Genomic DNA, 26,405 nt, shown 5'->3' on the forward strand with positions numbered 1-26,405 from the left:
CCCGGTGCGCCGAGCCGGAACCGGGCGTTGTCCTGCCGCGGCAAACCCTCGGGCAATTGTGCGGTGCGACCCGTTGACCCTCACGTGGACCCCATGTATACATGCGCCATACGCGGTGAATTCTCTTCGGAACGGCCCCTCTTCGGGCCCGGCGGGCGGAGCTGTCATGGGAGTGATGAACAGGCGGAACTTCCTCGCAGGAGGCGCCGCCGCGTTGGGGACCGCCGCCTTGGCAGCCTGCGGGAATCCGGCGACGCTGCCCGAATCCATGGAGGCCGTCCGGCCGGAGGCCGGCGGTCCGAGCCGCGGCGGAGTGCTCCACTTCGGGCTCTCCACCGACCCGGCCAACCTGGATCCACATGTCTCCACCGGAGCCGCCTCCGACTATCTGCGCCAGCTCGCCTACAACGGCCTGGTCCAGTACGACGGCGCCGGCGAGATCGTCGCCGACCTCGCGACCGAGTTCGGCTGGGCCGACCGGCTCACCTACAAAGTCAGGCTGCGGCCGAAGGTCGCCTTCCACGACGGGTCCGCGATGACCGCCGAGGACGTGGTCTTCTCCTTCCGCCGGATGATGGACAAGGAGACCACGGCCACCTCCGGTCAACTGCTCGACGCGGTCGAGTCCGTCGAGGCGGTCGACGCCACCACGGTGGTGTTCCGTCTGACGCGGCCCGACGTGACCTTCCCGTTCGCCCTGGCGGCACCGACGTCCAACATCGTCTCCAAGCGCTGGATCGAGTCCGGCGCCCCCACCAAGACCCAGATGATGGGCACCGGCCCGTTCCGGTTCGTGGAGCGCATCCCGGGTGTCAGCACCACCTTCGTCCGGTTCGAGCACTACTTCGAGCCCGAACTGCCGTATCTCAACGGGATCGTCTTCCAGCCCATGGGCGACGACTACGCCCGGGTGACAGCGCTGCGCACAGCGACCGTGGACATGATCGACTACGTCCCGGCCACCCACGTCGGCGTCATCACCCACAACCCCCGGCTGCGGTTCGCCTCCGACCGTACCTTCGGCTTCGGCTTCGTCGGGTTCGTGACCGGCAAACCGCCCTTCGACGACGTACGGGTCCGCAAGGCGATCGCCCTCTCGATCAACCGGCCCTCGGTCCTCGACACCGCGCTGCTGGGACACGGCCGGCCCATGGACGGGGCGCTCATGCCCGGCTCCTTCGCCCGCTATGCACCACAACTCGCCGGCTCCATGCCGTACGACCCCGAGCAGGCGAGGTTCCTGCTCAAACAGGCGGGGCACGAGGGGCTGGCACTGCCGGTCGTCACCACCAGCTCGTACTCGGTGATCGCGCGGCCGGCCCAGGCCATGCTGCCCGGGCTGCGCGCGGCCGGTGTGAAGGTGGAACTCACCCAGCAGGAGTGGCTGACCTTCCGGGCGAGCGTGGCCGCCAAGACGTTCCCGGTCCACTCGTGGGGGACGGCGCCGAAGTTCGGTGATCCCGCTGCCCTCGCCGACTTCATCGGCGGCACCGGCGCCTTCACGATGAACCTCGGCTTCCAGGACGACCGGATCGACGAACTCCTCACCCAGGGACGGCAGACGGCCGATGCCGGGCTGCGGGACGAGATCTATCTGGAGGTGGAGCGGCGGGCGCTGGAGCTGGTCCCGATGACCTACACCGTCCGCCGCGAGCAGGGCGAGGCCCACTACCACTACGTCAAGGGCTACCAGCACCCGCCGAAAGGCGCGTGGACCGGCGTGGCCCTCCGTCGGACCTGGATGGAGAAGGCAGCGTGAGACTTTTCCTCTTCAGACGGTTCGCCCAGGCGGCCGTGCAACTGTTCGTCGTCGGCAGCATCGTCTTCTTCCTGGTCCGGCTCATACCCGGCGATCCCGCCAGGGCCGCCCTCGGCGACGCCGCCACGGACGAGCAGGTCGCCCAGACGCGGCGGGCGATGCATCTCGACGAGCCCTTCCTGACGCAGTACCTCGGATTCTGGGGGCGGCTCCTCCACGGCGACCTGGGTACCTCCCTGATCAGCGGTCGTCAGGTGATGCAGGATCTGCCGTCCCGGATCGGCAACTCCCTCGAACTGGTCCTCATCGCCCTGGCCGTCTCGCTGGTGCTCGGTATCGCCCTTGGCCGGCTGGCCGCCACCCGTGCCGACCGGCCGGCGGACCACGCGCTGGTCGCGGGGTCGATCTTCGGAATCTCCCTCCCCGTCTTCGTCGTCGGCACACTGCTGCTGCTCGTGTTCGCGTTCTTCCTTCCGATCCTGCCGCCGCGCCGCTTCACCTCGCCGCTGGAGGACCCCGTCACCCATCTGCAGACGCTGGTCCTGCCGGTGATCACGCTGGCCGCGGCGTCATGCGCCGTGATCACCAGAATGACCAGGGCGGCCATGCTCGAAACACTCACTGCCGACTACGTCCGCACGGCGCGCTCCAAGGGGCTGGCCGAACGGCGCGTGATCAACCGCCACGCGCTGCGCACCGCCCTGCTGCCCGTGGTCTCCGCGACCACGGTCGAGCTGACCACGCTCATCGGCAGCACGGTCCTGGTGGAGACCATCTTCGGCTGGCCCGGCATGAGTTCGCTGCTGATGGCCGCCGTGGGACAGCGCGACTACCCCGTCATACAGGCCGTGGTACTGGCCGTCGCGACCATCGTCATCCTGGTCAACCTGGTCGGCGACCTGGTGGTCCGGGCCCTCGATCCCCGGGCGGAGGACAACTGATCATGACCAGTGTTCCGCAACCCCTGGTGCAGGCCCCGCCGGATGCGCCGACGAGCCGCGGCATCGGCCAGAAGTCCTTTCCCAGAAGGCTGTTGGCGAACCGCAGGACCTCCGTGGCGGGCGCCTTCCTGCTACTCGTCGCTCTCCTCGCGGTCTTCGCGCCGCTGATCGCCCCGCACGACTACCGCGACATCGTCGGCAAGCCGCTCTCCTCGGGCGGGGTCCTCGGAATCGACGACTTCGGCCGCGATGTCCTCTCCCGGCTGCTCATCGGTCTGCGTACCTCCCTGGGGGTGGCCCTGTCGGCCGTGCTGGTGGCCGGAGTGCTGGGCGTGGCGCTGGGTCTTGTGGCCGGATACGCCGGCCGCCGGGTCTCGGTCGTCATCATGCGCGGCATCGACATCCTGCTCAGCTTCCCGCCGATCGTGCTGGCGATCGCGGTGGTCGCGGTGCTCGGCCCGGCGCTGGTCAACGTGGTCCTGGTGATCGGGGTGCTCTACATCCCCCGGTTCACCAGGATCGTGTACAGCCAGGTGCTCGCGATCCGGCATGTGGAGTACGTCGAGGCCTCGGAGATCATGGGTACGCGACCGACCGGCATCATCCTGCGGACGATCCTGCCGAATGTGGCCGCCCCCGTGATCGTGCAGCTCAGCCTCTCGGTGAGCTTCGCCATCCAGATGGAGGCCGGTCTCAGCTTCCTCGGCCTCGGGGCGCAGCCGCCGCTGCCGTCCCTGGGCACGATGGTCGGATCCGGGCGTGACTTCCTCGAGGTCCAGCCCACCCTGCTGATCTACCCCTCCGTATTGATCATCCTTGTCGTGCTCGCCCTCAACGTCTTCGGCGACGGCATGCGCGACCTGCTCGACCCACGCCGTCGCGGCGGGAACTCCTGATCCCGGTGACTCCCCCGACGACGCCCTCCCCCTCGAAAGGAATCACATGACCGCGGCCCTTCCCGCCACCCACCGGCTCGGCGAGTTCTCCTGGACCCAGGTGAAGTCGCTGGCCGAACAGGACCCGATCATCCTGCTGCCCATAGGCGCGGTCGAGCAGCACGGACCGCACCTGCCGATCCACGAGGACTCCATCGTCGCCGAGTGGGTGGCGGACCGGCTGGCGAAGGAGAACGGCTGCTATGTCGCACCGGCCCTCCACTACGGTCACTCCGGCACCTTCCGCGGTTATCCCGGCAACCTGTCGCTGAGTCAGGCGACGCTGCGCGCGGTCACCTACGAACTCATCGAGGCGCTGGTCAAGTCCGGCTTCCGACGCATCGTCATCATCGACAACAACGGCGGCAACGTCGGGCCGGTCACCGGTGCGAGCCTTGACGCGCGGCGCGACTTCGGCGTCCTGATCGGGCATCTCTACCCGTGGCAGTTGGGCTATGCGCTCATGCGGGACGTGTACGAGGACCCGGGTACGGCGTACGGCCACGGGGCGGAGCCCGAGCACTCCGCGATGCTCGCGCTCTTCCCCGACCAGGTGCAGAGCGATCTGGCCGTCGCCGGCGGCCTGGAGTCCGCCGACGGCTGGACACCGACCAGCTACAACGAGGCGGCGATCCCCGGATACGACGTCCCCGGCACCGTCCTGTGGGACTTCTCCGAGGTCAGTCCGACCGGGTGCACCGGCGATGTGAGCCTGGGCAGCGCGAAGACCGGCGCGATCTGGATCGAGCGGGTGATCGGGTTCTGCTCCGCCTACTTGCGGGAGTACGACCGGAACACCTCGGCCGAGTAGCCCCCCGCCCCGTCCTGCGTGACCGTCCGAGGAGACGCCATGACAACCGATACGACTTCTTCTGACCCGATCCTCTCGGTCGAGGGGCTTTCGGTGGACTTCCGGATCGCCGGTGCCTGGACACCGGCCGTCAGGCACGTCAGCTTCTCCGTGGCCAGGGGCGAGGTGGTCGCGCTGGTCGGGGAGTCGGGTTCCGGCAAGTCCGTCAGCTCGATGTCCGTGCTCGGTCTGCTGGGGCCGGGCTCCCGGCGCCGCGGCAGCATCCGGTTCGACGGCACCGAACTGCTCGATCTCGATGCCGAGGCGCTGCGCGCCATCCGCGGCAAGCGGATCGCGATGATCTTCCAGGAGCCGATGACGGCGCTCAACCCGGTCTACACCATCGGTGAGCAGATCATCGAGGCGATCCGGTGCCACCGGCCCATGCCGACCGCCGAGGCCCGGACGCGGACGTTGGAACTGCTGACCACGGTCGGCATCCCGGAGCCGGAACGCCGCATCGACGCCTACCCGCACCAGCTCTCCGGCGGCCAGCGCCAGCGCGCGATGATCGCGATGGCCGTCTCGGGCTCGCCGGAGGTCATCATCGCCGACGAGCCCACCACGGCACTCGACGTCACGGTGCAGGCGGAGATCCTCGAACTCCTGCGCCGTCTGCAGAAGGACCTCGATTCGGCGGTCGTCATCATCACCCATGACATGGGAGTCGTCGCCGACCTCGCCGACCGGGTGGTGGTCATGCGGCGGGGCGAGGTCGTCGAAGAGGCCCCGGTCGCCCGGCTCTTCTCCCATCCGCAGCACGAGTACACGCGCCGGCTGCTCGCCGCGGTGCCGCGGCGGCAGGCCGGCCGGGGGGTGGGACCGGCCCCGGCCGGCACCGCCCCCGGCGCCGCCGGGACGGCGACGCTCCGGGTCACCGGTCTGGAGGTGGAATATCCCGGACGGCTGGGCCGCAAGGGCTTCAAAGCCGTGCACGGCGTGAGCCTCGCCATCGACAAGGGCCAAGTCCTCGGCCTGGTGGGCGAGTCCGGCTCGGGCAAATCCACCATCGGCCGGGCGATCGTCGGCCTGGCGCGGGCCTCGGCCGGGTCGGTGGAGATCTGCGGTACCGAGGTGACGCGGCTCAAGGGCCGGGCGCTGCGGGGCTTTCGCAGAACGTACTCGATGGTCTTCCAGGACCCGGGCTCCTCGCTGAACCCCCGGCTGTCGATCGGGGACTCCATCGCCGCTCCGATGATCACCAACCGCTTCGCGGACCGCCCGGCCATCCGCAGGCGGGTGCAGGACCTCCTCGACCAGGTCGAGCTGCCCACCGGCTGGGCGGACAGGTTCCCGCACGAGCTGTCCGGCGGCCAGCGGCAGCGGGTCGGCATCGCCCGAGCGCTGGCTCTTGAGCCGGAGCTGCTGATCGCCGACGAGCCGACCTCCGCCCTCGACGTCTCCGTCCAGGCCACCGTGCTACGGCTGTTCCAGGAACTACAGGACAGGCTCGGCTTCTCCTGCCTGTTCATCAGCCACGACCTGGGCGTTGTCGAGCTGCTGGCCCACGAGGTCGCCGTACTGCAGCACGGGCGGCTGGTCGAGCAGGGCCCCGCCCGCGAGGTGTTGAGCAGCCCGCAGACCGACTACACACGCAGGCTGGTGGCGGCAGCGCCGGTGCCCGATCCCGCGGAGCAGGCCGAGCGCCGCAGACTCTGGCAGGCGATGACGAAATGACGCGCCGTCGCCCACCGGAGACCGGCCGGGTCAGTGCAGGTGCGAGACGACCCTCTCGTCCGGTTGCAGATGGCGGCGCAGTGTGCGCTCGGCGGTGTCGAAGTCGTGCGCGGTCAGCGCCTCCAGCAGCGCTCGGTGCTCCGGACCGATGACCGTCAGCCGCTTGGGGCGGACCGACACGGCTCTGACCCCGATCCTCTGATGCCTCGGTTGAAGGCTCGTGAAGAGGTCGATCAGAACGCTGTTTCCGGTCGCCTTCACAAATGAATAGTGGAAGAAGAAGTCCATCTTCGCCTGTTCGGCGATGGCGTCGCGGTCCCCGGCCCGGCATCGTGCCAAACGGTCCGGATCCTCCATCTGGTCCAGATATGCGGAGAGTTCAGCCGGAATCTCGATGCGTTTCTCACAGAGAATCCTGAAGCCGTGGATCTCAAGGACCTGCCGCATCTCGTAGGTCTCGACAAGCTCTTCGCCCGTCACTCTCCGCACCTGGGCACCGCGCCGGGGAAGCAGGTCGATGAATCTCTCCGCCGCCAGCCGGTGGAGGGCCTCGCGCACCGGGGTGCGCGACACCCCCGCCTCGTCGGAGACCACCTTCTCCTCCAGGAACGACCCCTCGGGGAACCGCCCGCCGAGGATCGCCTCCTTCGCCCACCGGTAGGCCCGCTCACTGGCCGTCAGCGGCCGGTTTTCGTCGAATGACCAGTTCATCTCGCCCCTTTGTCATGTATACCTAGGGTATACCAGAGTTCTGAGGGAGTTTCCGCAGTGCCTGAGCAAGACCGCAGATTCGCCGCCTGGCTGTCCGGACCGAGTTTCGCCGCAGCCGAGATCGTCGCCCAGCTCGGCTATGGCGCGGTGGTGTTGGACATCGAGCACGGCTCCTTCGATCTCGCCGATCTCGAACGCTTCATTCCATTCCTTCGGCGGCTGAACCTCGAAGTGCTGGCGAAGGTGCTGGGACCGGATCGGGGGCCGATCCAGCAAGCTCTCGACTTCGGCGCCACGGCCGTCGTCGTCCCCCATGTCGAGAACTGCGCGCATGCCGCCGCCGTCTGCGCCTTCGCCAAGTTCCCGCCGCTGGGCGACCGGAGCTTCGCCGGCGGCCGCACCGCACGGTACGGCGGTTTCGACAACGACTGGATCGCACGGCAGGACCGCGAGACCCGGGCGTACCCGATGATCGAGGACGCCGGCGCCATCGAGGAGATCGAGGACATCCTGGCTCTCCCCACGGTCGACGGTGTCTTCGTCGGCCCCAGCGACCTCTCCATGCGCCGTGAGCGAGGCGCCTACACCCGATCCGCGGACGACTTCGCCGACCTTCGCACGGTGGCGGACGCGGCCCGCGCCGCCGGCAAGCCCTGGGTGCTGCCGGCCTGGTCCGCCACGGAACGGGAGTTCGCACTCGCGCACGGGGCCGACCAACTGGTCCTCACCATGGAGCACGGCGCCCTCATGGCCGGCTTCGGGACAGCCCTCACCGAGACCACCGCGCTCACCGCCGCCCGCCACCAGCACCGCTAGGAGACGCACCATGCTCACCACCGTCGGCCAGTTCGACGCCACCCCCGACAAGGCCGCCAACATCGAGGCCGCCGCGGCCCTCGTCGAGCAGGCGGCCGCCCAGGGATCGCGGCTCGTCGTGCTGCCCGAGAACGCCATGTACTCCGACCCCGACCCCCAGGCGGACATCGTCCCGCACACCGAGCCGCTCGACGGCCCGTTCGCCACCGCGATCGGCACGCTGGCCGAGCGGCACGGCATCGCCGTCGTGGCGGGCATGACCGAGTCACCCGCCGCGGAAGGCGAGCGGCCCAGCAACACCGTCCTCGCGGTGGACCGGAAGGGCGATCCGCTCGGGGTGTACCGCAAGGTCCACCTCTACGACGCCTTCGGCTACCGCGAGTCGGACCGGGTCCAGGCACATGCGCCCGCGCCGCTGCTCTTCACCCTGGAGGGGATCACCTTCGGCGTCATGACCTGCTACGACCTCCGGTTCCCGGAGATGGCCCGGTTCCTCGTCGACGCGGGCGCCACGGCCCTCGTCGTCCCCGCCGCCTGGGTGGTCGGCCCGGCCAAGGAGGACCACTGGACCACGCTGATCCGCGCCCGGGCGATCGAGAACACCGCGTACGTCCTGGCCAGCGGTCAGACCGGCCCCGTCTGCACGGGCCAGAGCCTCATCGTGGACCCGATGGGCCATGTGGCGGCGTCGGCGGGCGAGGCTCCCGGGGTGGCGTCCGCCGTCCTGGACGCGGCTCGGGTGGAGGCCGTCCGAGCCAGGAACCCCAGCCTGGCGAACCGGAAGTTCCGGGTCGCCTTCGGCTGAGGACCGGCCGCGCCAGGGGCCGGCCGACAGCCCGCGGAGTCACCCGCTCTGCGCCACGGGCTGCCGGTCGGCCCCTGAGCCGTGACAGCCCCACCGCCGTCCCCCGCCCGCCGAAGCACACCACCGCCTGGCCCGGTAGCGGTCGGGATCAGGGGTCGGGGCCGAATGGGAAAGGATTTCCAAGTCGGAGATCCGTTCATGAAAATGTTTACCATCGGTTCATGGAGGAGTCACTCGCGCCGACCCCGCCCGACCTAGCCTGACGCCGTGGACGAGATCAGAAACGACTCCGAAGTGGCGGCACGCGTCCATGTGGCGCTGCCCTCCCTCAGCCCGAGCGACCGGCGCGTCGCACACACCGTCCTCGAAGCAGGCGCGGTCCTCGCCACATGGTCGATCTCCGACCTCGCGCGCGAGTCCGGTACCAGCCCGTCGACGGTCTCACGCGCCTGCCGGAACCTGGGTTTCCGCAACTACCAGGAGCTGAAGGTCGCCGCCGCCAAGGACGGCGCTCTGGGAGCGCAACTGCGCTCCGGAGACGAGGCGTTCTCGGCTCCGGTCACGGAACCCGGCGATGTGTTGCAGCGCATCAGCGAACTCCACATCCGGTCGATCCGCGGTGTGCTCACCACCATCGACCCCCAGCGGTTCCGGGCAGCGGTCGACCTCGTCCAAGGTGCTCGCCGGATCGTCGTCCTGGGCACCGGGACCTCGGCGGCGCCCGCGCAGGATGCCGCGCACCGATTCCTGACGATCGGCCTGGACGCGGCCGCTCCCGTCGAACAGACAGCCCGGCGGCTCGCCATCACCCGCCTCGGGTCGGACGATGTCGCGATCGCGCTGAGTTACAGCGGCAGCTCCACCGAAACCATCGCCCTCGCCCGCCAGGCCATCAGCCGTGGCATCCCGGTCATCGCCGTCACATGCTTCGCCAAGTCGCCACTGACCGAATGCGCCACGGTCGAACTGGTCGCCGGGGGGCCGGAACTGAGCTTCCGCCTGGAAGCGCTGTCGTCGCGGATCGCGCATCTCACCGTCCTCGACGCCATCTACGTCGCCGTCGCACTGCGGGATCGCGACCGCGCCGATGCGGCCCTCGACGCCACGAGCGCGGCGACCTCCGACCTCTTTCTCTAGACCCGCACCTCCTCGTCACCGACCTCTTGCAGGAGTCCTCGTGAAGCACATCCGTGTCCGCGGTACCGTCGCCGCCGCGCTCGCGCTGACCATCGCCCTCGGCGCCAGTGCCTGCGCACCCTCGTCATCCAGTCGTTCCAGCGCCCCGTCCGCGACCTCACCTTCGAAACCGACCACGATCCAGTACTGGCACATCAACACCAAGGCCTTCGGCGCGGACGCGGTCAACAAGCTGATCTCCGACTTCAACAAGACCCACACGAACATCACCGTGGAAGGCAGGTTCTACGACGGCTACTCGAACCTGCTCACCGCGCTGCAGACGTCCGTCGCGGCGGGGGACGCACCGGCCGTGGCACAGATCGGTTACTCGCGTATCAAGTACGTCGCGTCCACGTTCCCCTATGTGTCGATGGCCGACCTCGGCGTCGACACCTCCGGCTACCGCAAGCCGACCCTCGCACTCGGCCAGGCAGGCGGCAAGCAGGCCGGACTGCCCTACGGATTGTCCGCCCTTGAGGTCTACTACAACGCCGGCCTGCTCAAGAAGGCGGGCCTCGACCCTGAGGCACTGCCGACGACCTGGGACGGCTGGCAGGCGGCAGCCAAGCAGATGAAGTCCAAGCTGAACGTGCCGCTGATCAACTTCCAGCAGTTCACCGGAGACAACTACATCCCGCTGGCGATGGTCGCGGGCAATGGCGGAACCGTGCTGAGCTGCGTCAACGGATCACCGAAGGCCGCGTTCAACAGTGAGAAGGGCGTGCAGGCGATCGGTCTCATGGGGGACCTGGCGAAGCACGGTCTCGCCACCAACCTCAGCTCCGACCAGGCACTCCAGGCGTTCCTCGGCGGGAAGACCGCAACGCTCATCACGGCGAGTTCCTCGCGCGCCAACCTGGAGGCACAATCCAAGTTCGCTCTCGGGGCCACTCAGTTCCCCACGTTCGGCAACCAGGCCCGGAAGATCCCGGCGGGCGGAAACGCGCTGTTCTCCTTCGCCCAGAGCGACGACCAGAAGATCGCCGCGCGGGAGTTCATCGACTACATAGCGACGAAGGACTCCAGCGTCACCACCTATGTCAAGGGCACCGGATACCTCCCGGCGCTGAAGGGTGCCGCAGAAACGTACACGAAGTCGAATGTGTTGCAGCAGGAAGCGTCCAAGACCCTTCCCGCCGTCGTTCCCTGGGTTTCCTTCCCCGGTCCGAAGGGTCTCCAGGCGTCGCAGGTGATGTATGACGCAACGCAGGCGATCATGGGTGGCACGCAGTCGGCGCAGCAGGCCCTCGATGACGCCGCCGGCCGGATCGACGGCGACCTCGCCGGGAGCACATGTGACTGAGCTTGCCCCCAGGCCGCGGCACACCCGGGGCGGGCGACGGGCGCTGCCGTACCTGATCCCCGCCTCGGCCGTCTTCGGGGTGTTCCTGTTCTTCCCGCTCCTGGCGGTGACAGCGCTCAGTTTCACCGAGTGGAACCTCATCAGTCCGCTGCCGCGCTTCGTGGGCCTGGACAACTACGCGGAACTGCTGACGTCCGCGGACTTCGGACAGACACTCCTGCAAACAGCGTATTACCTGGCACTGGCGTTCATCGGCAACTTCCTGGTGCCCGTCCTGCTCGCTGTGCTCACCCTCGGCGCCGGCCCGAAGCTCCTCGCATGCTACCGAACCGTACTGTTCCTTCCCGCTGTCGTCTCATCAGCCGTAGGCGCCATTGTCTGGCAGTACCTCTACCTTCCCGACGGCGGACCGATCAATGCCGCCCTCGACATACTCGGCTGGCACGGCGCGAACTGGCTCAACGATCCCACTACGGTCATTCCCGCGGTGGCCGCCGCTGCCAGCTGGAACAGCTTCGGCTTCAACTACATCGTCGCTCTCGGCGGGCTCAGCGGGATTCCGGCCGGTGTCCGGGAGGCGGCACGCCTCGACGGCGCCGGGGGCTGGGTGATGCTCACCCGTATCACCCTGCCCATGGCTCGTCCGACGCTGGTCTTCGTTGCGACCGCCGCCCTCCTCCAGGCGCTCCCGCACGCCTTCGTCCCGCTCCAGATCATGACCGGCGGCGGCCCGGACAACGCCAGCAACAACCTCTTCTTCGACGTGTACCGCACGGCTTTCCAGTTCTTCCAGATCGGACAGAGCGCCGCCGGCTCCGTTGTGCTCATCGCCCTGCTCTCCGCAGCGGCAATCCTCCAGTACCGCCTCATGGACCGCCGGAGCACCTATGACCTCGTCTGAACGCCTGATACGGCTCCGCGCGCTCCCCGCGCACCTCGCTCTCGCGCTCGCCGGTGCGCTCACGCTCGCCCCCTTGGTGTGGATGCTCGGCATCAGTCTCACGACGCCGCGCGACATCGGCGGTGCCGCACTGCGACCCGTCCCGTCCCACCCCACACTTGAGAACTACCGGACCGCCCTCGCCGACAGCGACATCCCGCTCCACCTCGGCAACAGCGTCGTCTTCGCCGGCGGTGTCACGCTCGGGCTGCTCTGTGTCTCGATCCCCGCGGCCTACGCGCTGTCCCGATGGCGGTTTCGCGGACAGGGCGCGTTCGTCGCCGCGATGCTCATCGGAATGTCCGTACCCTTCGTGGTCACCTACATTCCGAACTTCCTGCTCCTCTCACGCCTTCACCTCCTCAACACCTACCCGGGGCTCATCGTCCCGCACATGGCCAACGCGTTCGGGGTTCTGCTGCTCATGCAGCACTTCCGCGCATTTCCCACCTCGGTCATCGAGGCGGCCCATCTCGACGGCGCGGGCTCATGGACGACCTTGACCAAGATCGTGCTCCCCGCCGTGAAGGCGCCGATCCTCGCGATATCGCTGTCCGTCTTCATCTCCACCTGGAACGAACTCGTCTGGCCCCAACTGGTGGCGAACAAACCCGGATCTCAGGTGCTCGCCGCGGGCCTCGCCCAGTTCGCGTCCCTCGAAGGCGGAGTGAGCTACGGCCCTTTGATGGCGTCGGCGACGATGACCGCCCTCCCCACGATCCTGCTGTTCCTGATCTTCCGGCGCCGACTCCTGGCCGTCACCCTCGAAGGAGCCATACGATGATCCGCGACCTGCTCGGTGTGCACCCTCCGCTCCGCGGCAACCTGCACACACACTCCACCCGCTCCGACGGCCACCTCTGCCCGGACGATCTCCTCACCTGGTACCGGAACGCGGGGTACGACTTCCTCGCGATCACCGACCACCAGGTCGAACCCCGGCCGACCATCACCACCGGCAGCCCGGTCGAGGGCATCCTGCTCGTACCGGGCGGTGAGTTCCATCCACAGTCCACTCGCCACGGCGACCGGTGGCACATCATCGCGGCGGGTGTACCGGCGGACTTCGACGCCACCCCGTACGACGACGATCCGACCGGTCTCGTCCGTCATCTGGACTCCGCCGGGGCGTGGGTGTCCATCGCCCACCCCAGCGGGCAGGGCGTCGATGCCGCCGATGTCGAACAACTCGGCCCCGTGCACGCCATCGAGATCTACAACGAGCGAAGCCGCTGGTGGGACGAACGCGTCGACGGCTGGTACCTCGCCGACGCCCTCGCCTGCCGCGGCCTGCGCATCGGCGGTGTCGCAGTCGACGACGCGCATTTCGACGGCCGGCCGGACCACGGACACGGCTGGGTCATGGTCGAGGCCACCGACCGCAGCGTCGACGCCGTCATCGGCGCGCTGAAAGACGGCCGGTACTACGCGAGCCAGGGCCCGCGCATCGACGCGCTGTCCCTCACCGCGGACACCCTCCGGCTGCGATGCACACCCGTCGAGGCCATCTTCGCGGCCGGCCGGGGCCAGATCGTCAAAAGCGTCATCGGCGACAACCTCGTCGAGGCCGAGATCCCCCTCGCCCCCTTCCGCGGCGGCTACGTCCGCATCACCATCCGCAACAGCTCCGGACAACGCGCCTGGAGCAACCCGATACATGTCTGACAGCCCTGTCGATCCGCGGTCTTCGGCCTCGCCGTCCTGCTCGGCGAAGCCCGCGCCGGCGCCGCGCTGAAGCGGTTCGGCAACCCACTCGTCGCCGGCATCCGCGCCGCCGTCACAACAGGTGCGCACGATGCTGCCCGTCCGCTCCAGCACACCCGACACACCTGCTCGCCGACGTCGGGGAATTCACGCGCCTGCTCACCACGATCCCCCCTCAGCGAGGTTTTCCATGCCCGGCTCCATCTTCGGTCTGTCGAACGCCGCGCTGGTCGGAGAGTCCCCCTTGGCCTACGCCCTCGACGCGCTGGAACCGTTCGTGGGCGGCAGCCACATCGCGCACCTGCCCTACGCGCAAGTACGCGGGGACCACGACCATCGCGCCCTGCGCGGTGCACTCGGCACGATCGGCGCCACGACCCACACCGTCACGGATCCCGGGCAAGCGGCCCCAGCGATCAGCCGGGCCGATGTCGTTCTCGTCTCAGGCGGAAACACCTTTCTGCTTCTGCGGACCCTGCAGTCCCACCGCCTGACCGAACTGATCCGCGGCCGCGTCGCGAACGGGATGACCTATATCGGCATCAGCGCCGGCACCAACGTCCTCAGCCCCACGATCGCGACGACCAACTCGATGCCGATCGTGCACATCGCCTCACCGCACGCCCTCGGCCTTCTGCCGTTCCAGCTGAACGTGCATTTGCCCACCCGAGCCCCGGATCCGACACACGCCGGCGAAAGCCGCCACGAACGCATCCGCGAATACGTCGATCTGCATCAGCGTCCCGTTCTCGCGCTGCACGAGGGCTCCTGGGTTCAGCGCACAGCCGACCGGCTCACCGTCCGCGGACGCGGCGGCGCCCTCTTCGACAGGTCGGGAACACGCGACCTCAAGGACGACACCGACCTGTCCGCCCTGCTTCACACGTCAACTCCACCGCCGAACACACATAAGGACCACACGTGCTGACACGCGAGATCCTCGACGCCTGGGACCTCATCGACCTCCCGAACGCCAACGGGGCGACCGTCCGGGACCACTTCGCCGCCGAGTTCGCCGAGGAATCCCTCTGGCCGACGGTCACCCGGCTCGACGGTGAACACACGGGCACGGACGTTGTGCGATGGAGCATCCCCGGCACGGAGGGCAACACCGCCCCGACCCTCGCCGTCATCGGACGTCTCGGCGGCATCGGAGTACGCCCCGGCAAGGAGGGGACGGTGTCCGACGCCGACGGGGCGATCGTCGCCACCGCCGTCGCGCTGAAGCTCGCGCGAGCCCATCAGCGCGGGGAGCCGACAAAGGGCGACGTCGTCATCGTGACCCACATATGTCCCACAGCACCCACGAGGGACCACCCCGTCCCAGGGCAGATGGACAGCCCCGTACCCATCGACAAGCTGCTGCGGCTTCACGAAAGCCCCGCCGAGGCCGACGCGCTGATCTCCATCGACACGACCCGGAGCCACTACCTCATCAACCACACCGGAATCGCCGCGACCGCGACGCTGAAGAACGGTGTGATCCTCCGCATCAGCCCCGACGTCATGAAGTTGCTCGGTGAGGTGACCAGCGAGCCACCCGTTGCGCTGCCGATCACCATGCAGGACATCACACCCCTGTCCTCGGGACTCTTCAGAATCAACAGCATCATGCAGCCCGGCAACTACTTCGACGGCCCTGTCATCGGCCTCGCATCAGTCTCCCGTCATCCGATCCACGGCTCCACCACGGGCGCGAACCGACCCGAAAACCTTGAGCACGCGGCCCGATTCGCGGTCGAAGCGGCCCGCCGGTTCGGCCGGGGCGACCTCCGGTTCCACGACGAAGCCGAATACGCCCGGTTCGTCGACACATACGGGTCCATGGCCCATCTGGTAGGCCGCGCTTCCGAAACAGCGGACGGGCATGGAGACGAGCGTCCCTGATCCGCGGCCCGAAGAAGACAATGCCTGCTGCCGGCAGTGGACCGAGCAGGACGGCTCGTTCGTCCTGCTCGCCGAACGGGGCTACCAGGCCGTCGGCTACTCCTTCGTGGAGATACAGGCCGGGCCGGACGACACCTGAGGGCCGGGGCGCGGATCGCGGAGCCGCAGACACTCTCCGTCGCGCCGGACGAGCGGGGCGCGGCATCGGCACGCTGCTGCCGGACGCCGTGGACGCCGGATCGTCGGCGCGGCGTCGGGGGCATGCTCATCGGGTCTCTGGCAGCCGACTCGGGTGCCCGGCGCCTGTTCCTCTTGGAAGGGGGACTGCGGCCGCACCACGGCGGCCGGCGGCTCGGCTGTCACCCCGAGGACATGGTCGACTCGGACACCCGCGTTCTGGATGACCCCTGGCGCCATGGGCCGGCCTCTGAGTGTCCCGCGCTGCTCCTGCACGGCAACCAACACCGTTCTGCCCCCTGCACAGGCTCACGAGATGGCCTCCCGGCGCCCCGACGACCCGGCGCAGAGCCGGTAAAGGGCGAGGTTGGACGGCCGGCCTGGCCGTGCTCGTCCCGGTGGACGCCGGGTCGTCGGCGCGGCCGGTGCCTGCGCACTGCCACAGAGCACGGTTGAGTAAAGAATTCACCATGAAATCGATTACCGACGACCCTGTTCGAACCGGGCCCCTGCTCGCCGTCCGGCGGTTATGTGTGCAGTTGGCCCCATCTGCCGCCGCCGCACCTAAATGGAGAGGCGCCTACTGATCGAAACGAACAAGTTGGCCTCGTTGCTTTGGCTCAGCGGGACGAGGTGTGATCACCTCCCCGCCGGATACTGTTGCGGCTGTCGGGATCGAATTGAGCAATCAACTTCTCCGCTCCGGCGTGCGATTGAAGTCCCATCCAACCCCGCGGTTTTCTGATCACCGTCGTTGAACCTCTGCCCCAGCTGACAGAGCACCGTGAAAATCCTCGGACCTCGCTCCTTCCGCCGTGCGTCGTTCCTCGCCGTCCCGCCCGTCGAAAGGCACTTGGAGAGATGAGCAACACCCAGAAGTTCGCGATTGCCGAACTCAGATAGCCGATGACGCCTTCTTCGGCGCGGGCACCGATCCGAACATCCATGCCCTCCGGTGAACTGCCGTATTCCATCAAGGATAACGATGTCCGAATCATTCGCAGATCAGATACTCCAACTGCTCTTCTCGTTCCGGCGGATCACCGGCGGCGCGGCGGACCCTTGTGCGCGGCAGCCGTGTGCCGAGTGCTTCGCGATGCACCGTCCGAAGGTCGAACGATTCATGAGGGAAGGGGTGCCCATTCACTTCGTGATGCCCGCCTTCCCCGCCAAGTCCGCCAACCGGCACAAGGTCCTCGGCAAGCTCCCCGACCTTGCGGAGCGTCTCTCCCTGGAGTTTCTGCAGTCCTTTTGCGACTACGTACGCCACCACTACGGGCCCGGGGCACAGATCACCATATGCTCCGACGGCCACGTCTTCAGTGACTTGGTCGGAGTCGATGACCAGGACGTCACGGACTACCGCACCGAACTGGAGCTTCTGCTCGGCGCGATCGGCGCCGACGCGATCAACACGTATGGACTCGGCGACGCCTTCAAGTGTGCCGACCATGCCGAGCAGCGCGAGCAGTTGATTCGCCGCTACGCCCTTTCCCTCGAGGAGATCCGGGACCGGGCGCGGCAGGATCCCGCGGCCCGGTCCATCTTCGGCGGTATCCACCGGTTCCTCTTCGAGGACGTGCTCGCCCGGAGCGAGGGCCGCAGCCGAAACAAGGTCCGCGAGGAGTGCAAGCCCCTCGCCTACCAGGTGATCCAGCGCAGCGACGCGTGGAGCGGCCTCGTCGAGGACTCCTTCCCGGACGCGCTGCGGCTCTCCATTCATCCGCAGGCCGCCCACTCCCACAAGATCGGCGTTCACATGATCCGCACCCGCGACAACTGGCTGACGCCGTGGCACGGCGTGGCCCTCGACGAAGGTGACGGTGTGCGCCTTGTCAAACGGGAGGAGGCCGAGTGCCTCGGCGCGACCGTGGTCATGCGCGGCGGCCGGCCCAGCCACTTCATCGCCCCGCAAGCCGTCCACACGTCCCGACTGCTGCTTCAGGAGGCAGCCCGATGAACCACTTCTCCGTCATCCTCGGCAAGCCCTTCGGCGCACTGCTCGAATCGGCCGGGACCGAGCGTGAACTCGGCCTCGTGGAGCCGGAGATGCTCCAGGAACTGGTGCGGAAGCACCGGGTCGTCGTATTGCGCGGTTTCCGCCCTTTCGAGAAGAAGGAGGAGCTGGTCGCATACGCACGGCGCTGGGGACCGCTGTTGTCCTGGAACTTCGGAGACGTGCTCGATCTGGAAGTGCACGACAGCCCCAAGGACTACGTCTTCACACCAGGATCCGTGCCCTACCACTGGGACGGCGCCTTCGCGGAGCACGTCCCCACCCACCAGGTCTTCCAGTGTGTCAAGGCCCCCGTCGCGGGCGGCCGGACCGTCTTCTGCGACACCGGCCTGGTCCTCGACGCACTGCCGGAGTCCCTCCGGCGGACCTGGGAGGGCATCAAGATCACCTACCGCAAGGACAAGACCGCGCACTACGGCGGCCACATCACCGCGGGCCTGGTCCAGTCGCACCCGCACACCGGGGAGCCGATCCTGCGCTACGCCGAACCCCTCGACCCTGACGCGTTCCTCAGTCCGCTGTTCCTGGAGGTCGAGGGACTGCCCGACGACCTGACACCGGAGGCGTTCTTCAGCGACATCGAAAAACGTCTGTACGACCCCGAGGTCGCCTACCACCACACCTGGCAGGACGGCGACTACGTCATCACCGACAACCACGCCTTGCTGCACGGGCGTACCGCCTTCGGCGCGGGCTCGGCGCGCCATCTGCGCCGGGTGCATGTCCTGTGACCGCTCCGAGAGCCTGAACGAAAACAAGCCCTGCTGCCAGAACTCAGGCTCTCGGCGGGGGCCTTGCGCCGACTACAGCGGTCGGCCTCGGGCCTTGCCCCCCGCACCACACTCCGGTCCTCGCCGGTGTGCGATCAGGTCCGCTGGAGCACCTCCTGCAGTGCGGTGACCGCGTTCCCACGGTGCTCGTCGAGCAAGCGCACCGCATCCTCCACATCGCGGGCACGGAGTGCCGCCAGGATCGCCTGGTGCTCTCGTACCACGTGGTCGCGATGGGCCGGTTCGGCGTAGTAGAGCGCCCGATAGGCATCTGTCGCGTCCCAGAGCGTGCTGATGAGTCGAACCAGCCGCGGCATGCCGGCCATCTCGAACAGAGCGAAGTGGAAACGGCGGTTGGCCGCCGCCATCTCGGCCACATCCCCCGCGTCCGCGGCATCCTCCACCTCACGCTGGGCGTCCTCCAGCGCCGTGAAGGCCGGTCCGTCGATCCGTCCGGACGCCTGTCGTACGGCCTCGGCCTCCAGGACCTCGCGAATGCGGTAGACCTCACGCAGATCGGAGAGGGACAACTCCGCGACGAAGTAGCCACGGTGCACCTCATGGATGACCAGGCCCTCCGCCTCGACGGTCTTCAGAGCCTCGCGCAACGGCACACGGCTGACGCCGAACTGCTCAGCGAGCGCGTCCTGACGGATGGGGGCGCCCGGCTTCAGTTGCCCGCTGGTGATGGCCCGCCGCAATTCGCCCAGCACGAACTGTTGCGTCGTCGGCGGGCGCCGCCTCTGTGCGGGGCTGGTCATGGCGGGTGTCTCCATCGATAACGGGGCAGCTCACATCGGGCGCGTTCATCCTATGTGGTTGCCTCCCGCGGCAACGGAAGGCCCAACTCGGTCAGGATCTCGCGGGTGTGTTCGCCGAGGCGCGGTGGCGCACTGTGGTAGACGGCCGGCGTGTGTGTGAGCCGTATGGGGTTGGCCACTTGTGCGACGTGCGTGTCCCGACGCGGATCGTCGATGGTGACGCGGGCGTCCAGACCCAGGCGGTCGGCGAAGGCGAACGCCGCCTCAAGGTCGTTGATCGGTCCGCAGGGCACGCCCACGGCGGTGAGCGTCTCGAACCACGAGTCGGCGGTTCGGGTCCGCAGCGGGCCCTCGAGGGCGGCGAGCAGTTCCGCACGGTGGGCCACTCTGGCCGGGTTCGTGGCGAACCGTGCATCGCCCGCCAGCTCAGCAAGCCCCAACTCGGCGCACAGAACGGCGAACTGACGGTCGTTCCCCACCGCGAGCGCCAAGGGACGGTCCTTCGCGTTCACCACCTCGTAGGGCGCGATCGAGGGGTGCCGGTTGCCCATGGCCCGCGGCACCGCGCCGCCCGACACATACGCCGAAGCCTGGTTGGTCAGCGCCGACAGGAGGGAGGTGAGCAGCGACACCTCCACCCGCTGCCCTTCGCCCGTACGTTCGCGATGGCGCAGGGCGGCGAGAACCCCCATCCCGGCGTGCAGACCGGTGATGACGTCCACCAGGGCGACGCCCGCTTTCGTACCCTGCCCGTCCGGTTCCCCCGTCACGCTCATGAGGCCGCCCATGGCCTGCACCAGTAGGTCGTAGCCGGGAATCTGGGCGCCTTTGCCGGCTCCGAAGCCGGTGACCGAGCAGTACACCAACCCCGGGTTGTGGACGCGCAGTTCCTCGTAGCCCAGGCCGAGTCGGTCCATCGTGCCGGGCCGGAAGTTCTCCACGAGTACGTCCGCGCGACAGGCGATCTCCTGTGCGGCACGGCGGTCCCGCTCGTCGGAGAGGTCCAGGGCGACGGAGCGCTTGTTGCGGTTCACACCGAGGAAGTAGGTGGCCTCCCCGTCCGCGTACGGCGGGCCCCAGGCACGGGTTTCGTCCCCGCCACCGGGTCGTTCGACCTTGATGACCTCGGCGCCGAGGTCGGCGAGCAGCATCGTCAGATACGGGGCGGCGAGCACGCGACCGAAGTCGGCCACGACGATCCCGGACAGGGCCCCTTCGGACGCCGGCTGATCACATGGCATACGGCTGCTCCTCTGGTCGTCACTTGGCAAGCGTTGGGCATCCAGCTACGATCAACCTCAATTTGGATCCAAAATTAGATATCCGAACTCTACTCACGACCTCGCGCCGATGCCAGCCGCCAGGAGGCACTTATGACAAGCCACCCGGTCCATCCCTTCGACCTGTTCGGGATCGACACCCTGCTCGGCGACGAGGAGCGGGACATCCGCGACACCGTCCGTGCCATGGCCGAACGCCGACTCCGCCCGCAGATAGCCGACTGGTTCGAGCAAGGAGCCATCCCCGCACGTGAACTCGCAGAGCAGCTTGGCGAGTTGGGCGTACTCGGCATGCATCTGCAGGGTTATGGCTGCGCCGGGACCAGCGCCGTCTCCTACGGACTCGCCTGTCTCGAACTCGAAGCCGTCGACTCCGGGCTGCGCAGTCTCGTCTCCGTCCAGGGTTCGCTCGCGATGTACGCGATCTGGAAGTACGGCTCCGAGGAACAGAAACAGCAGTGGCTGCCGGGCATGGCCGCCGGCCGCGTCATCGGCTGCTTCGGGCTCACCGAACCGGACGCCGGCTCCGACCCGGGCGCCATGCGCACCCAGGCCGAGCGGGACGGTACGGACTGGGTCCTCAACGGCACCAAGATGTGGATCACCAACGGTTCGGTGGCCGGCATAGCCGTCGTCTGGGCCCGCACCGACGACGGCGTCCGCGGATTCCTCGTGCCCGCCGGCACTCCCGGCTTCACCGGGCACGACATCAAACACAAGGTGTCACTGCGGGCCTCGGTGACGAGTGAACTCGTCCTTGAGGACGTCCGGCTGCCCGCCGACGCCATGCTTCCGGACGCCCGTGGTCTGTCCGGTCCGCTCGGCTGTCTCAACGAGGCTCGATTCGGCATCGTCTTCGGCGCCCTGGGGGCCGCTCGCGACTGCCTGGAGACGGCCATCGCCTACGCCGCCGACCGCACCGTCTTCAACCGTCCGCTCGCCGGCTTCCAGCTCACCCAGCAGAAACTGGCCGACATGGCGCTCGAACTCGGCAAGGGCATGCTGCTCGCCCTCCAGTTGGGACGGCTCAAGGATCAGGGCCGGATCAGCCCGGAGCAGATCAGCGCCGGCAAGCTCAACAACGTCCGCGAGGCGCTGGAGATCGCCCGCCAGTGCCGCACCGTCCTCGGCGCCAACGGCATCACCCTGGAGTACCCGGTGATCCGGCACGCCAACAACCTTGAGTCCGTCCTGACCTACGAGGGCACGAGCGAGGTCCACGCGCTCGTCCTGGGAAACGCTCTCACCGGCATCCCGGCCTTCCGCTGACCCGCGCTCCGAGGACACGGCAGAGCGAGTGGCCCGTGCCTGCCTCCTCGGGCGTCCACCGCATCGGCATGGTCGGCTCGGGCCCTGACGGGAGCCGGCATCGCGCGGTCTCCACCCGCGCCGGCCTTGAGGCAGCCCAGACACCGCGATCATGCAGACGCTCGAAGTGCCCTACGGCGCCTGCTCGGAACGGCATCCGACGTGCGGCCGTTCCGCAGGCGCCGCGCAGGTCGGGGCGCTTCGTGACTTTCCCGGGGCTGCGACGTTTGCCTGGTGGACACATCATCATCAAGCAGCTCCCAGGAGAGGCCATGCCCCCAATGCTCACAAGGACTCGCTCAGCGGCCACGCTCGCCGGGTTGACCGCGCTCGTGCTGGCACTCGGGCCCTCGGGAGCGGCATGGGCGCGCGCCCCACTGCCGCTGCGCACGGATGACGCCTTTCAGCGGGACTGTCTCAAGGCCCACAACGGTTACCGCGCCCGGCACGGCGCACCTCCCCTGAAGACCGACCAGGCCACCGTCGACTACGCCAAGCAGCGCGTCACCCTGATCAGCCAGTACGAGGGGCTGAGCCACGGCCACTCAGGTCTTCGTCCGGGGTACGGGGAGAACACCTTCTGGGCCGGTTCCTCCTCTCCGGACAAGGTGGCGACCTGCGCTGACGCCGTAAAGTCCTGGTACTCACAGGCAGTCGACTACCGCTACGACCATCCGGGTTTCTCGCAGGACACGGGATTCTTCACTCAGATGGTGTGGAAATCCACGACCACGCTGGGCTGCGCACGAGCGGCTGGCCAAGGCTCCGCCTGGCATGAGACCTACGTCGTATGTATCTACCAGCCCGCGGGGAACATCGTGACCTCGGACGGGAGCTACTTCTCGCAGAACGTAGGCAGGCCCGACTGACCTGTCGTCCCGGGCAGTTGCTGCCCCCCGCCCACCGCCCTGGCGATGTCGACGCCACCGCGGTTGCGTGAGGCCGCGCTGGCGGATCTGGGCGAGCTGATCGCGTCCTTCCGGGGCTCCTACCGCACCGGCCCCGATGTCGGCACCGGCCCCGAGGACATGGTGGTCCTGCCGGGTTTCTCGCCGCACGCGTACTGCACGCCCGAAGAGCACGGCGGTACCGGCGATTCCGGGGGCCCGACCGCCGCCGGAGTCCTGGCGGCCCTGCGCGCCGGTGCGCGGCACGTATTCGGCGATGTCTCCTGCACCGGGCGGACCGTGGTGATCAGCGGCTTCGGTTCGGTCGGCAGCGGTATTGCCGCCGGCCTGGCCGCTGAGGGGGCACAAGTCGTCGTGCCGGACATGGAAGTCTCCCGCAAGGAGACGGCCCTGGCGAGCGGGTACGGATGGGTGGAGCCCGGTCAGGCTCTGTCCGCGCCGGCCGACATCCAGGGCCCGGCTGCGGTCGGCGGTGTACTCGATGAGGTGACCGTCCCGCGGATCACCGCGCGCCTGGTCGTCAGGCCGGCGAACAACCAGCTCGCCGAGGAGCGCCTGGCCTATGTCCTCGCGGAGCGGGGCATCATGTGGGTGCCCGACTATGTCGCCGGCGCCGGAGATGTCGTCTACGCCCTGAGCCGGGAGTCGGAGAACCACAGCCACGAGGCCGCGCAGCAGCGGGTGGAGGGCATCGGCGACACCGTGACCCGCATCCTCGACCTGGCGCACGCGACCGACACCACCCCGCTGCGGACGGCCCAGCAGATCGCCGAGCGCCGACTGACGTCCTCGGCGCTACGGAACCGGGCCCTCTGACGGCCAGGGACAACACCCACCACGAACATCGGCCCCGCAGACAGGTATTGGCCTGCGGAACGTCCGTTGCACCGGCCCGCCGCAGTAGCCAAGGGCGCACATCATCCGGCGAGACCGCGGCCGTGATCCGGGCGGTCAAGCGGGCAGGCGGCCATGTGCCCTGAGGGCTCGCCGCTCATTGAAATGAGCAACAGAGTCCCCCTGCTATGGTGCCCCGATGTCATCGATCAAGCAGTTCCAAGTCACCTTCGACTGCGCAGAACCCGAGCGTGTCGCCCGCTTCTGGTGCGAGGTGTTGGGGTACGTCGTACCGCCGCCACCGGAGGGGTTTGCCACGTGGGACGACTTCGATCGCTCTCTGCCGCCCGAGCGGCAGGGTTCAGCGTTCGCCTGCGGCGATCCCACAGGCGTGGGCCCGCGGCTGTACTTCCAGCGCGTCCCCGAAGGCAAGGTCGTCAAGAATCGGGTGCATCTCGACGTGCGAGTCGGCACCGGGCTCGTGGGTGAAGAACGCCTCGCAACGCTCGAAGCCGAGTGCGCGCGACTGGTCGCGCTCGGCGCGGTACGCGTACGACTGCTGCTCGCCGATGACGACAATGAGTCGTGCATCCTGATGCAGGACATCGAGGGCAACGAGTTCTGTCTCGACTGAGCATCCGCCGAGACGGCGCGGCAGAAGCCGTCTTGCTCGGCCGGACATCGCGGTGTGCCCTCCATGCACTCTTTGCAGTTCACCAAAAGAGGCGCGGGCGAAGAGGCTCGGCCTCCGTCCGTGGTGTGAGTGGTGGGCGTCGGAAGGTCCTAGGTCCGGCCTACGTCTCCAGCCCGTTACGCCGCCGTGGTGTCCTGCCTAGTGTCCATGCCATGGATACGACAGGGACTTTGGACGAGGCGCTTGCGCGACTGCACAACTCGGGGCCCGAGCGGCTGGGGCGGCTCACCAATCACGCGCCGATGGCCGTCGAGGCCCTCGCCGCTCACGGGCAGGCACATTCGGTGCACCGCTGGCTCGACCTGTACGCACCCAGGCTTGAGGAGTTCCCGTCCGGTGTCGAGCCGGTCACGGACGCCAACTGGTTCTCGGCGCTCGGTGATCCGCGGCGCGCGGCGGACTGGATCGGCTACTTCGAGCGCGAGGTCGCCGAGCGTTGCTGGCACGACGTGCTCACTCACTGGTGGCCCCGTCTTCTGCCCGGCCTGTACGGCGGCTCGACGCATCCGGTGATCCGGGTGGGCCACGCCGTGCGCACACTTCTGTCCGGCGAAATCACCGAGCCTCGGCTGGCCGAACTTGCGCACGGCCTCGGCTACTGGGCCGCGCGCCACCGACCCGCGGCTGTTGCCTCGCTGCCAGGCGCCGACAGCGCGGCGGACGCTCTCGATGCGGTACCGCCGGTCGCCGTGCAGGAAGGTGGCTTCTCCGCCCGGTTCGGCCGTGTCAGGGCCCTGCCGGTGTGGGCGCCCTCGGTGACGGAACCGAGCGACGCGTACCGCCACCTCACCGAACTGGTGCGGGCGGCGACACACCGGTATGCCACCCATGGCCACGGCGCGGAGACCATGCTGGTCCACGCGGCCACGGCTCCCAACGCCGTCCTGCGTGCCCTGCCCGCGCTGCCGCAGGCCCTGTGGCTGCCGAGCCTGCGGACAGCCTGGACGGCCTCCGCGGCGGTGACCGCGATGTACGCACCGGCCGCGCCGGTCGCATACACCCCGCCCGGCACCTTCACCCCCGAAGAGGTCTTTGAACGGGCCCTCGCACACGGCGACGAACACGTCATCAAGCTGACAGACACCGCCCTTGACGTCGGCGACGAACCGGCCCTCGCGGCGGCTCTGCGTTCCATGGAACTGAGCGCCCCCTTGGAATGAGCACATGCCCGCCCGCCGTCCGTGTCCGCCCGCGCCGCGGCCGTCGAAGGAGGAGCCGGTTGTCGGTGCGGGGCACGCGAGCAGGCGGCCGGTTCAGCGGATGCCGGCCAAGGTGTGGTGCGCCCAGTCGGTGAAGCGGGTCCAGTGGATGTCCGGGTGGGCGGCATGGAGTGCGGGGATGTCGACGCGATAGCCGGGGCCGTTCAGGAACGCCCACATCGCGTGCATGTCCGGGTTGCCGATGGCTGTCAGCGGTACCTGCTCATGGCGGACGTCCCGTTCCAGGGCCGCGCCGAGCGCGGCCGCCATCTGCGTGGGGGTGGGGGCGTCGCCGGCCAGTTCGATGCGCCGCCCGACGTACGGGGCGGGGTCGAGGAGCACATGTGCCGCGAACGCGCCGAGGTCGGGCCGGGCGAGCTGCTGCAACGGCCGGTTTGGCGGCAGCGGCAGATCGAGCACACCGTCCAGGATGCGTCGTGCTCCGCCGAGCGCGTTGTCGAAGAAATACGTCGGCCCCAGAATCGTGTAGGCGATATTTCCGGCGGTCAGTTCCGCCTCGATGCGTGCCTTGCTCTCGAAGTGCGGGACGCCGCTGTCCTGGTCGGCCCCGGCGACCGAACTGAACACGAGGTGCGGAACACGTTCCTGTGCCGCGGCGGCCAGGATGGCCCGCCCCTGGGCCACCTCCGCCTCGATACCGGCCTCGAAGGGTGTGGTGAACGCGAAGACACCCGCCACCCCCTTCATGGCCGCGGCGAGCGATCCACGATCGCTCAGCGAGCCCGCCACCACGTCGACACCCTGGCCGGCCAGTTCCCGTGCGGCATCCCGTCCGGGGTCGCGGACCAACGCCCTGATCCGGGCCCCGCGGGCCAGCAGCCCGTCGACCACGGCACGGCCCTGTCCACCGGTCGCCGCAAGCACCAAGACCGGTTCATCGACCATCGAAGAACTCCTTTCCCAGCAGAAGGGGGCATCGGATCGGTAGC

26 protein-coding genes are annotated in these 26,405 nt (G+C 68.5%); 22 read left to right on the top strand and 4 right to left on the bottom strand.

The features are described 5' to 3' along the window. Window positions 1–175 precede the first annotated feature (175 nt). Genes ABT245_RS01530 through ABT245_RS01550 form a run of 5 tightly spaced genes read left to right on the top strand, consistent with a single transcriptional unit; the run spans window position 176 to window position 6,162 of the window. Entirely contained in the window at window positions 176–1,759 is a 1,584-nt protein-coding gene (locus ABT245_RS01530; protein ID WP_351727541.1) for an ABC transporter substrate-binding protein, read from the top strand. Continuing rightward, window positions 1,756–2,700 (top strand): ABC transporter permease, encoded by a 945-nt coding sequence (locus ABT245_RS01535; protein WP_351727543.1) that lies wholly within the window; start codon window positions 1,756–1,758, stop codon window positions 2,698–2,700. Before ABT245_RS01530 ends, ABT245_RS01535 begins: the two co-directional genes overlap by 4 nt. Before the next feature lie 2 nt (window positions 2,701–2,702). After that, window positions 2,703–3,596 carry an ABC transporter permease gene (locus ABT245_RS01540; RefSeq protein ID WP_351727545.1) on the top strand — a complete coding sequence of 298 codons (894 nt, stop codon included), beginning with the start codon at window positions 2,703–2,705 and terminating at the stop codon, window positions 3,594–3,596. A 46-nt stretch (window positions 3,597–3,642) separates the two neighbouring features. Further along, window positions 3,643–4,446 carry a creatininase family protein gene (locus ABT245_RS01545; RefSeq protein ID WP_351727546.1) on the top strand — a complete coding sequence of 268 codons (804 nt, stop codon included), beginning with the start codon at window positions 3,643–3,645 and terminating at the stop codon, window positions 4,444–4,446. 39 nt (window positions 4,447–4,485) lie between these two features. Then, the gene (locus tag ABT245_RS01550) at window positions 4,486–6,162 is read left to right on the top strand and encodes an ABC transporter ATP-binding protein (protein WP_351727548.1); all 1,677 of its coding nucleotides are present in this window, start codon (window positions 4,486–4,488) and stop codon (window positions 6,160–6,162) included. Window positions 6,163–6,192: 30 nt separating this feature from the next. Here ABT245_RS01550 and ABT245_RS01555 read toward each other — a convergent pair whose 3' ends face one another. Continuing rightward, the gene (locus ABT245_RS01555; RefSeq protein ID WP_351727549.1) at window positions 6,193–6,873 is read right to left on the bottom strand and encodes a GntR family transcriptional regulator; all 681 of its coding nucleotides are present in this window, start codon (window positions 6,871–6,873) and stop codon (window positions 6,193–6,195) included. A 57-nt stretch (window positions 6,874–6,930) separates the two neighbouring features. On the opposite strand from ABT245_RS01555, the gene ABT245_RS01560 reads away from it, so the two are divergent. From ABT245_RS01560 to ABT245_RS01615, 12 genes are all read left to right on the top strand, one after another. Beyond that, entirely contained in the window at window positions 6,931–7,689 is a 759-nt protein-coding gene (locus ABT245_RS01560) for an HpcH/HpaI aldolase family protein (protein ID WP_351727551.1), read from the top strand. A 10-nt stretch (window positions 7,690–7,699) separates the two neighbouring features. Next, window positions 7,700–8,494 carry a carbon-nitrogen hydrolase family protein gene (locus ABT245_RS01565; RefSeq protein ID WP_351727553.1) on the top strand — a complete coding sequence of 265 codons (795 nt, stop codon included), beginning with the start codon at window positions 7,700–7,702 and terminating at the stop codon, window positions 8,492–8,494. A 267-nt stretch (window positions 8,495–8,761) separates the two neighbouring features. Continuing rightward, the gene (locus ABT245_RS01570) at window positions 8,762–9,631 is read left to right on the top strand and encodes a MurR/RpiR family transcriptional regulator (protein WP_351727554.1); all 870 of its coding nucleotides are present in this window, start codon (window positions 8,762–8,764) and stop codon (window positions 9,629–9,631) included. 40 nt (window positions 9,632–9,671) lie between these two features. Then, on the top strand, window positions 9,672–10,976 hold the full coding sequence (locus ABT245_RS01575) for an ABC transporter substrate-binding protein (RefSeq protein WP_351727556.1): 1,305 nt from the start codon (window positions 9,672–9,674) through the stop codon (window positions 10,974–10,976). Beyond that, window positions 10,969–11,877: a carbohydrate ABC transporter permease gene (locus ABT245_RS01580; protein WP_351727557.1), complete on the top strand. Its 909-nt coding sequence runs from the start codon at window positions 10,969–10,971 to the stop codon at window positions 11,875–11,877. Before ABT245_RS01575 ends, ABT245_RS01580 begins: the two co-directional genes overlap by 8 nt. After that, a complete protein-coding gene (locus tag ABT245_RS01585; protein ID WP_351727558.1) occupies window positions 11,864–12,700 on the top strand; it encodes a carbohydrate ABC transporter permease in 837 nt (278 codons plus the stop codon). The genes ABT245_RS01580 and ABT245_RS01585 overlap by 14 nt, the downstream gene beginning before the upstream one ends. Beyond that, a complete protein-coding gene (locus ABT245_RS01590) occupies window positions 12,697–13,581 on the top strand; it encodes a CehA/McbA family metallohydrolase (protein ID WP_351727559.1) in 885 nt (294 codons plus the stop codon). Before ABT245_RS01585 ends, ABT245_RS01590 begins: the two co-directional genes overlap by 4 nt. Window positions 13,582–13,810: 229 nt before the next feature. Next, window positions 13,811–14,548: a dipeptidase PepE gene (gene pepE, locus ABT245_RS01595; RefSeq protein ID WP_351727561.1), complete on the top strand. Its 738-nt coding sequence runs from the start codon at window positions 13,811–13,813 to the stop codon at window positions 14,546–14,548. Further along, window positions 14,542–15,507 (top strand): DUF1177 family protein, encoded by a 966-nt coding sequence (locus ABT245_RS01600; protein ID WP_351727563.1) that lies wholly within the window; start codon window positions 14,542–14,544, stop codon window positions 15,505–15,507. The genes pepE and ABT245_RS01600 overlap by 7 nt, the downstream gene beginning before the upstream one ends. Then, entirely contained in the window at window positions 15,488–15,646 is a 159-nt protein-coding gene (locus tag ABT245_RS01605; RefSeq protein WP_351727565.1) for a hypothetical protein, read from the top strand. Before ABT245_RS01600 ends, ABT245_RS01605 begins: the two co-directional genes overlap by 20 nt. A 1,023-nt stretch (window positions 15,647–16,669) precedes the next feature. Then, complete coding sequence (locus tag ABT245_RS01610) at window positions 16,670–17,644, top strand: L-tyrosine/L-tryptophan isonitrile synthase family protein (RefSeq protein WP_351727567.1); 975 nt, start codon at window positions 16,670–16,672, stop codon at window positions 17,642–17,644. After that, window positions 17,641–18,432, top strand: coding sequence for a TauD/TfdA dioxygenase family protein (locus ABT245_RS01615; protein ID WP_351727568.1), 792 nt, complete (start codon window positions 17,641–17,643; stop codon window positions 18,430–18,432). Before ABT245_RS01610 ends, ABT245_RS01615 begins: the two co-directional genes overlap by 4 nt. 134 nt (window positions 18,433–18,566) lie before the next feature. Here ABT245_RS01615 and ABT245_RS01620 read toward each other — a convergent pair whose 3' ends face one another. Together ABT245_RS01620 and ABT245_RS01625 are read right to left on the bottom strand one after the other, a co-directional pair. Beyond that, window positions 18,567–19,232, bottom strand: a complete 666-nt coding sequence (locus ABT245_RS01620; RefSeq protein WP_351727569.1) for a GntR family transcriptional regulator — start codon at window positions 19,230–19,232, stop codon at window positions 18,567–18,569. A 50-nt stretch (window positions 19,233–19,282) separates the two neighbouring features. Continuing rightward, window positions 19,283–20,473, bottom strand: a complete 1,191-nt coding sequence (locus tag ABT245_RS01625) for a CaiB/BaiF CoA transferase family protein (RefSeq protein ID WP_351727571.1) — start codon at window positions 20,471–20,473, stop codon at window positions 19,283–19,285. Window positions 20,474–20,605: 132 nt separating this feature from the next. On the opposite strand from ABT245_RS01625, the gene ABT245_RS01630 reads away from it, so the two are divergent. From ABT245_RS01630 to ABT245_RS01650, 5 genes are all read left to right on the top strand, one after another. Then, window positions 20,606–21,781, top strand: a complete 1,176-nt coding sequence (locus ABT245_RS01630; RefSeq protein ID WP_351727573.1) for an acyl-CoA dehydrogenase family protein — start codon at window positions 20,606–20,608, stop codon at window positions 21,779–21,781. A gap of 359 nt (window positions 21,782–22,140) precedes the next feature. Next, a complete protein-coding gene (locus ABT245_RS01635) occupies window positions 22,141–22,689 on the top strand; it encodes a CAP family protein (RefSeq protein WP_351727574.1) in 549 nt (182 codons plus the stop codon). A gap of 45 nt (window positions 22,690–22,734) precedes the next feature. Continuing rightward, the gene (locus ABT245_RS01640; RefSeq protein ID WP_351727576.1) at window positions 22,735–23,544 is read left to right on the top strand and encodes a Rossmann-fold NAD(P)-binding domain-containing protein; all 810 of its coding nucleotides are present in this window, start codon (window positions 22,735–22,737) and stop codon (window positions 23,542–23,544) included. Between the two features lie 217 nt (window positions 23,545–23,761). Further along, window positions 23,762–24,196 carry a VOC family protein gene (locus tag ABT245_RS01645; protein WP_351727577.1) on the top strand — a complete coding sequence of 145 codons (435 nt, stop codon included), beginning with the start codon at window positions 23,762–23,764 and terminating at the stop codon, window positions 24,194–24,196. 212 nt (window positions 24,197–24,408) lie between these two features. Further along, window positions 24,409–25,416: a questin oxidase family protein gene (locus tag ABT245_RS01650; protein ID WP_351727579.1), complete on the top strand. Its 1,008-nt coding sequence runs from the start codon at window positions 24,409–24,411 to the stop codon at window positions 25,414–25,416. Window positions 25,417–25,509: 93 nt separating this feature from the next. Here ABT245_RS01650 and ABT245_RS01655 read toward each other — a convergent pair whose 3' ends face one another. Continuing rightward, on the bottom strand, window positions 25,510–26,361 hold the full coding sequence (locus ABT245_RS01655) for an NmrA/HSCARG family protein (protein ID WP_351727581.1): 852 nt from the start codon (window positions 26,359–26,361) through the stop codon (window positions 25,510–25,512). Window positions 26,362–26,405: the final 44 nt, after the last annotated feature.

Source organism: Streptomyces sp. NPDC001508 (assembly GCF_040298665.1).
In the GTDB taxonomy this organism is placed as follows: Bacteria; Actinomycetota; Actinomycetes; order Streptomycetales; family Streptomycetaceae; genus Streptomyces.

What these genes read in the sequence shown, in the direction of transcription:
- ABT245_RS01530 (WP_351727541.1), top strand. Translation starts at nt 176, where the DNA reads ATGAACAGGCGGAACTTCCTCGCAGGAGGCGCCGCCGCGTTGGGGACC.
- ABT245_RS01540 (WP_351727545.1), top strand. Translation starts at nt 2,703, where the DNA reads ATGACCAGTGTTCCGCAACCCCTGGTGCAGGCCCCGCCGGATGCGCCG.
- ABT245_RS01545 (WP_351727546.1), top strand. Translation starts at nt 3,643, where the DNA reads ATGACCGCGGCCCTTCCCGCCACCCACCGGCTCGGCGAGTTCTCCTGG.
- ABT245_RS01550 (WP_351727548.1), top strand. Translation starts at nt 4,486, where the DNA reads ATGACAACCGATACGACTTCTTCTGACCCGATCCTCTCGGTCGAGGGG.
- ABT245_RS01555 (WP_351727549.1), bottom strand. Translation starts at nt 6,873, where the DNA reads ATGAACTGGTCATTCGACGAAAACCGGCCGCTGACGGCCAGTGAGCGG.
- ABT245_RS01565 (WP_351727553.1), top strand. Translation starts at nt 7,700, where the DNA reads ATGCTCACCACCGTCGGCCAGTTCGACGCCACCCCCGACAAGGCCGCC.
- ABT245_RS01585 (WP_351727558.1), top strand. Translation starts at nt 11,864, where the DNA reads ATGACCTCGTCTGAACGCCTGATACGGCTCCGCGCGCTCCCCGCGCAC.
- ABT245_RS01590 (WP_351727559.1), top strand. Translation starts at nt 12,697, where the DNA reads ATGATCCGCGACCTGCTCGGTGTGCACCCTCCGCTCCGCGGCAACCTG.
- pepE (WP_351727561.1), top strand. Translation starts at nt 13,811, where the DNA reads ATGCCCGGCTCCATCTTCGGTCTGTCGAACGCCGCGCTGGTCGGAGAG.
- ABT245_RS01605 (WP_351727565.1), top strand. Translation starts at nt 15,488, where the DNA reads ATGGAGACGAGCGTCCCTGATCCGCGGCCCGAAGAAGACAATGCCTGC.
- ABT245_RS01610 (WP_351727567.1), top strand. Translation starts at nt 16,670, where the DNA reads ATGTCCGAATCATTCGCAGATCAGATACTCCAACTGCTCTTCTCGTTC.
- ABT245_RS01615 (WP_351727568.1), top strand. Translation starts at nt 17,641, where the DNA reads ATGAACCACTTCTCCGTCATCCTCGGCAAGCCCTTCGGCGCACTGCTC.
- ABT245_RS01620 (WP_351727569.1), bottom strand. Translation starts at nt 19,232, where the DNA reads ATGACCAGCCCCGCACAGAGGCGGCGCCCGCCGACGACGCAACAGTTC.
- ABT245_RS01625 (WP_351727571.1), bottom strand. Translation starts at nt 20,473, where the DNA reads ATGCCATGTGATCAGCCGGCGTCCGAAGGGGCCCTGTCCGGGATCGTC.
- ABT245_RS01630 (WP_351727573.1), top strand. Translation starts at nt 20,606, where the DNA reads ATGACAAGCCACCCGGTCCATCCCTTCGACCTGTTCGGGATCGACACC.
- ABT245_RS01640 (WP_351727576.1), top strand. Translation starts at nt 22,735, where the DNA reads ATGTCGACGCCACCGCGGTTGCGTGAGGCCGCGCTGGCGGATCTGGGC.
- ABT245_RS01645 (WP_351727577.1), top strand. Translation starts at nt 23,762, where the DNA reads ATGTCATCGATCAAGCAGTTCCAAGTCACCTTCGACTGCGCAGAACCC.
- ABT245_RS01650 (WP_351727579.1), top strand. Translation starts at nt 24,409, where the DNA reads ATGGATACGACAGGGACTTTGGACGAGGCGCTTGCGCGACTGCACAAC.
- ABT245_RS01655 (WP_351727581.1), bottom strand. Translation starts at nt 26,361, where the DNA reads ATGGTCGATGAACCGGTCTTGGTGCTTGCGGCGACCGGTGGACAGGGC.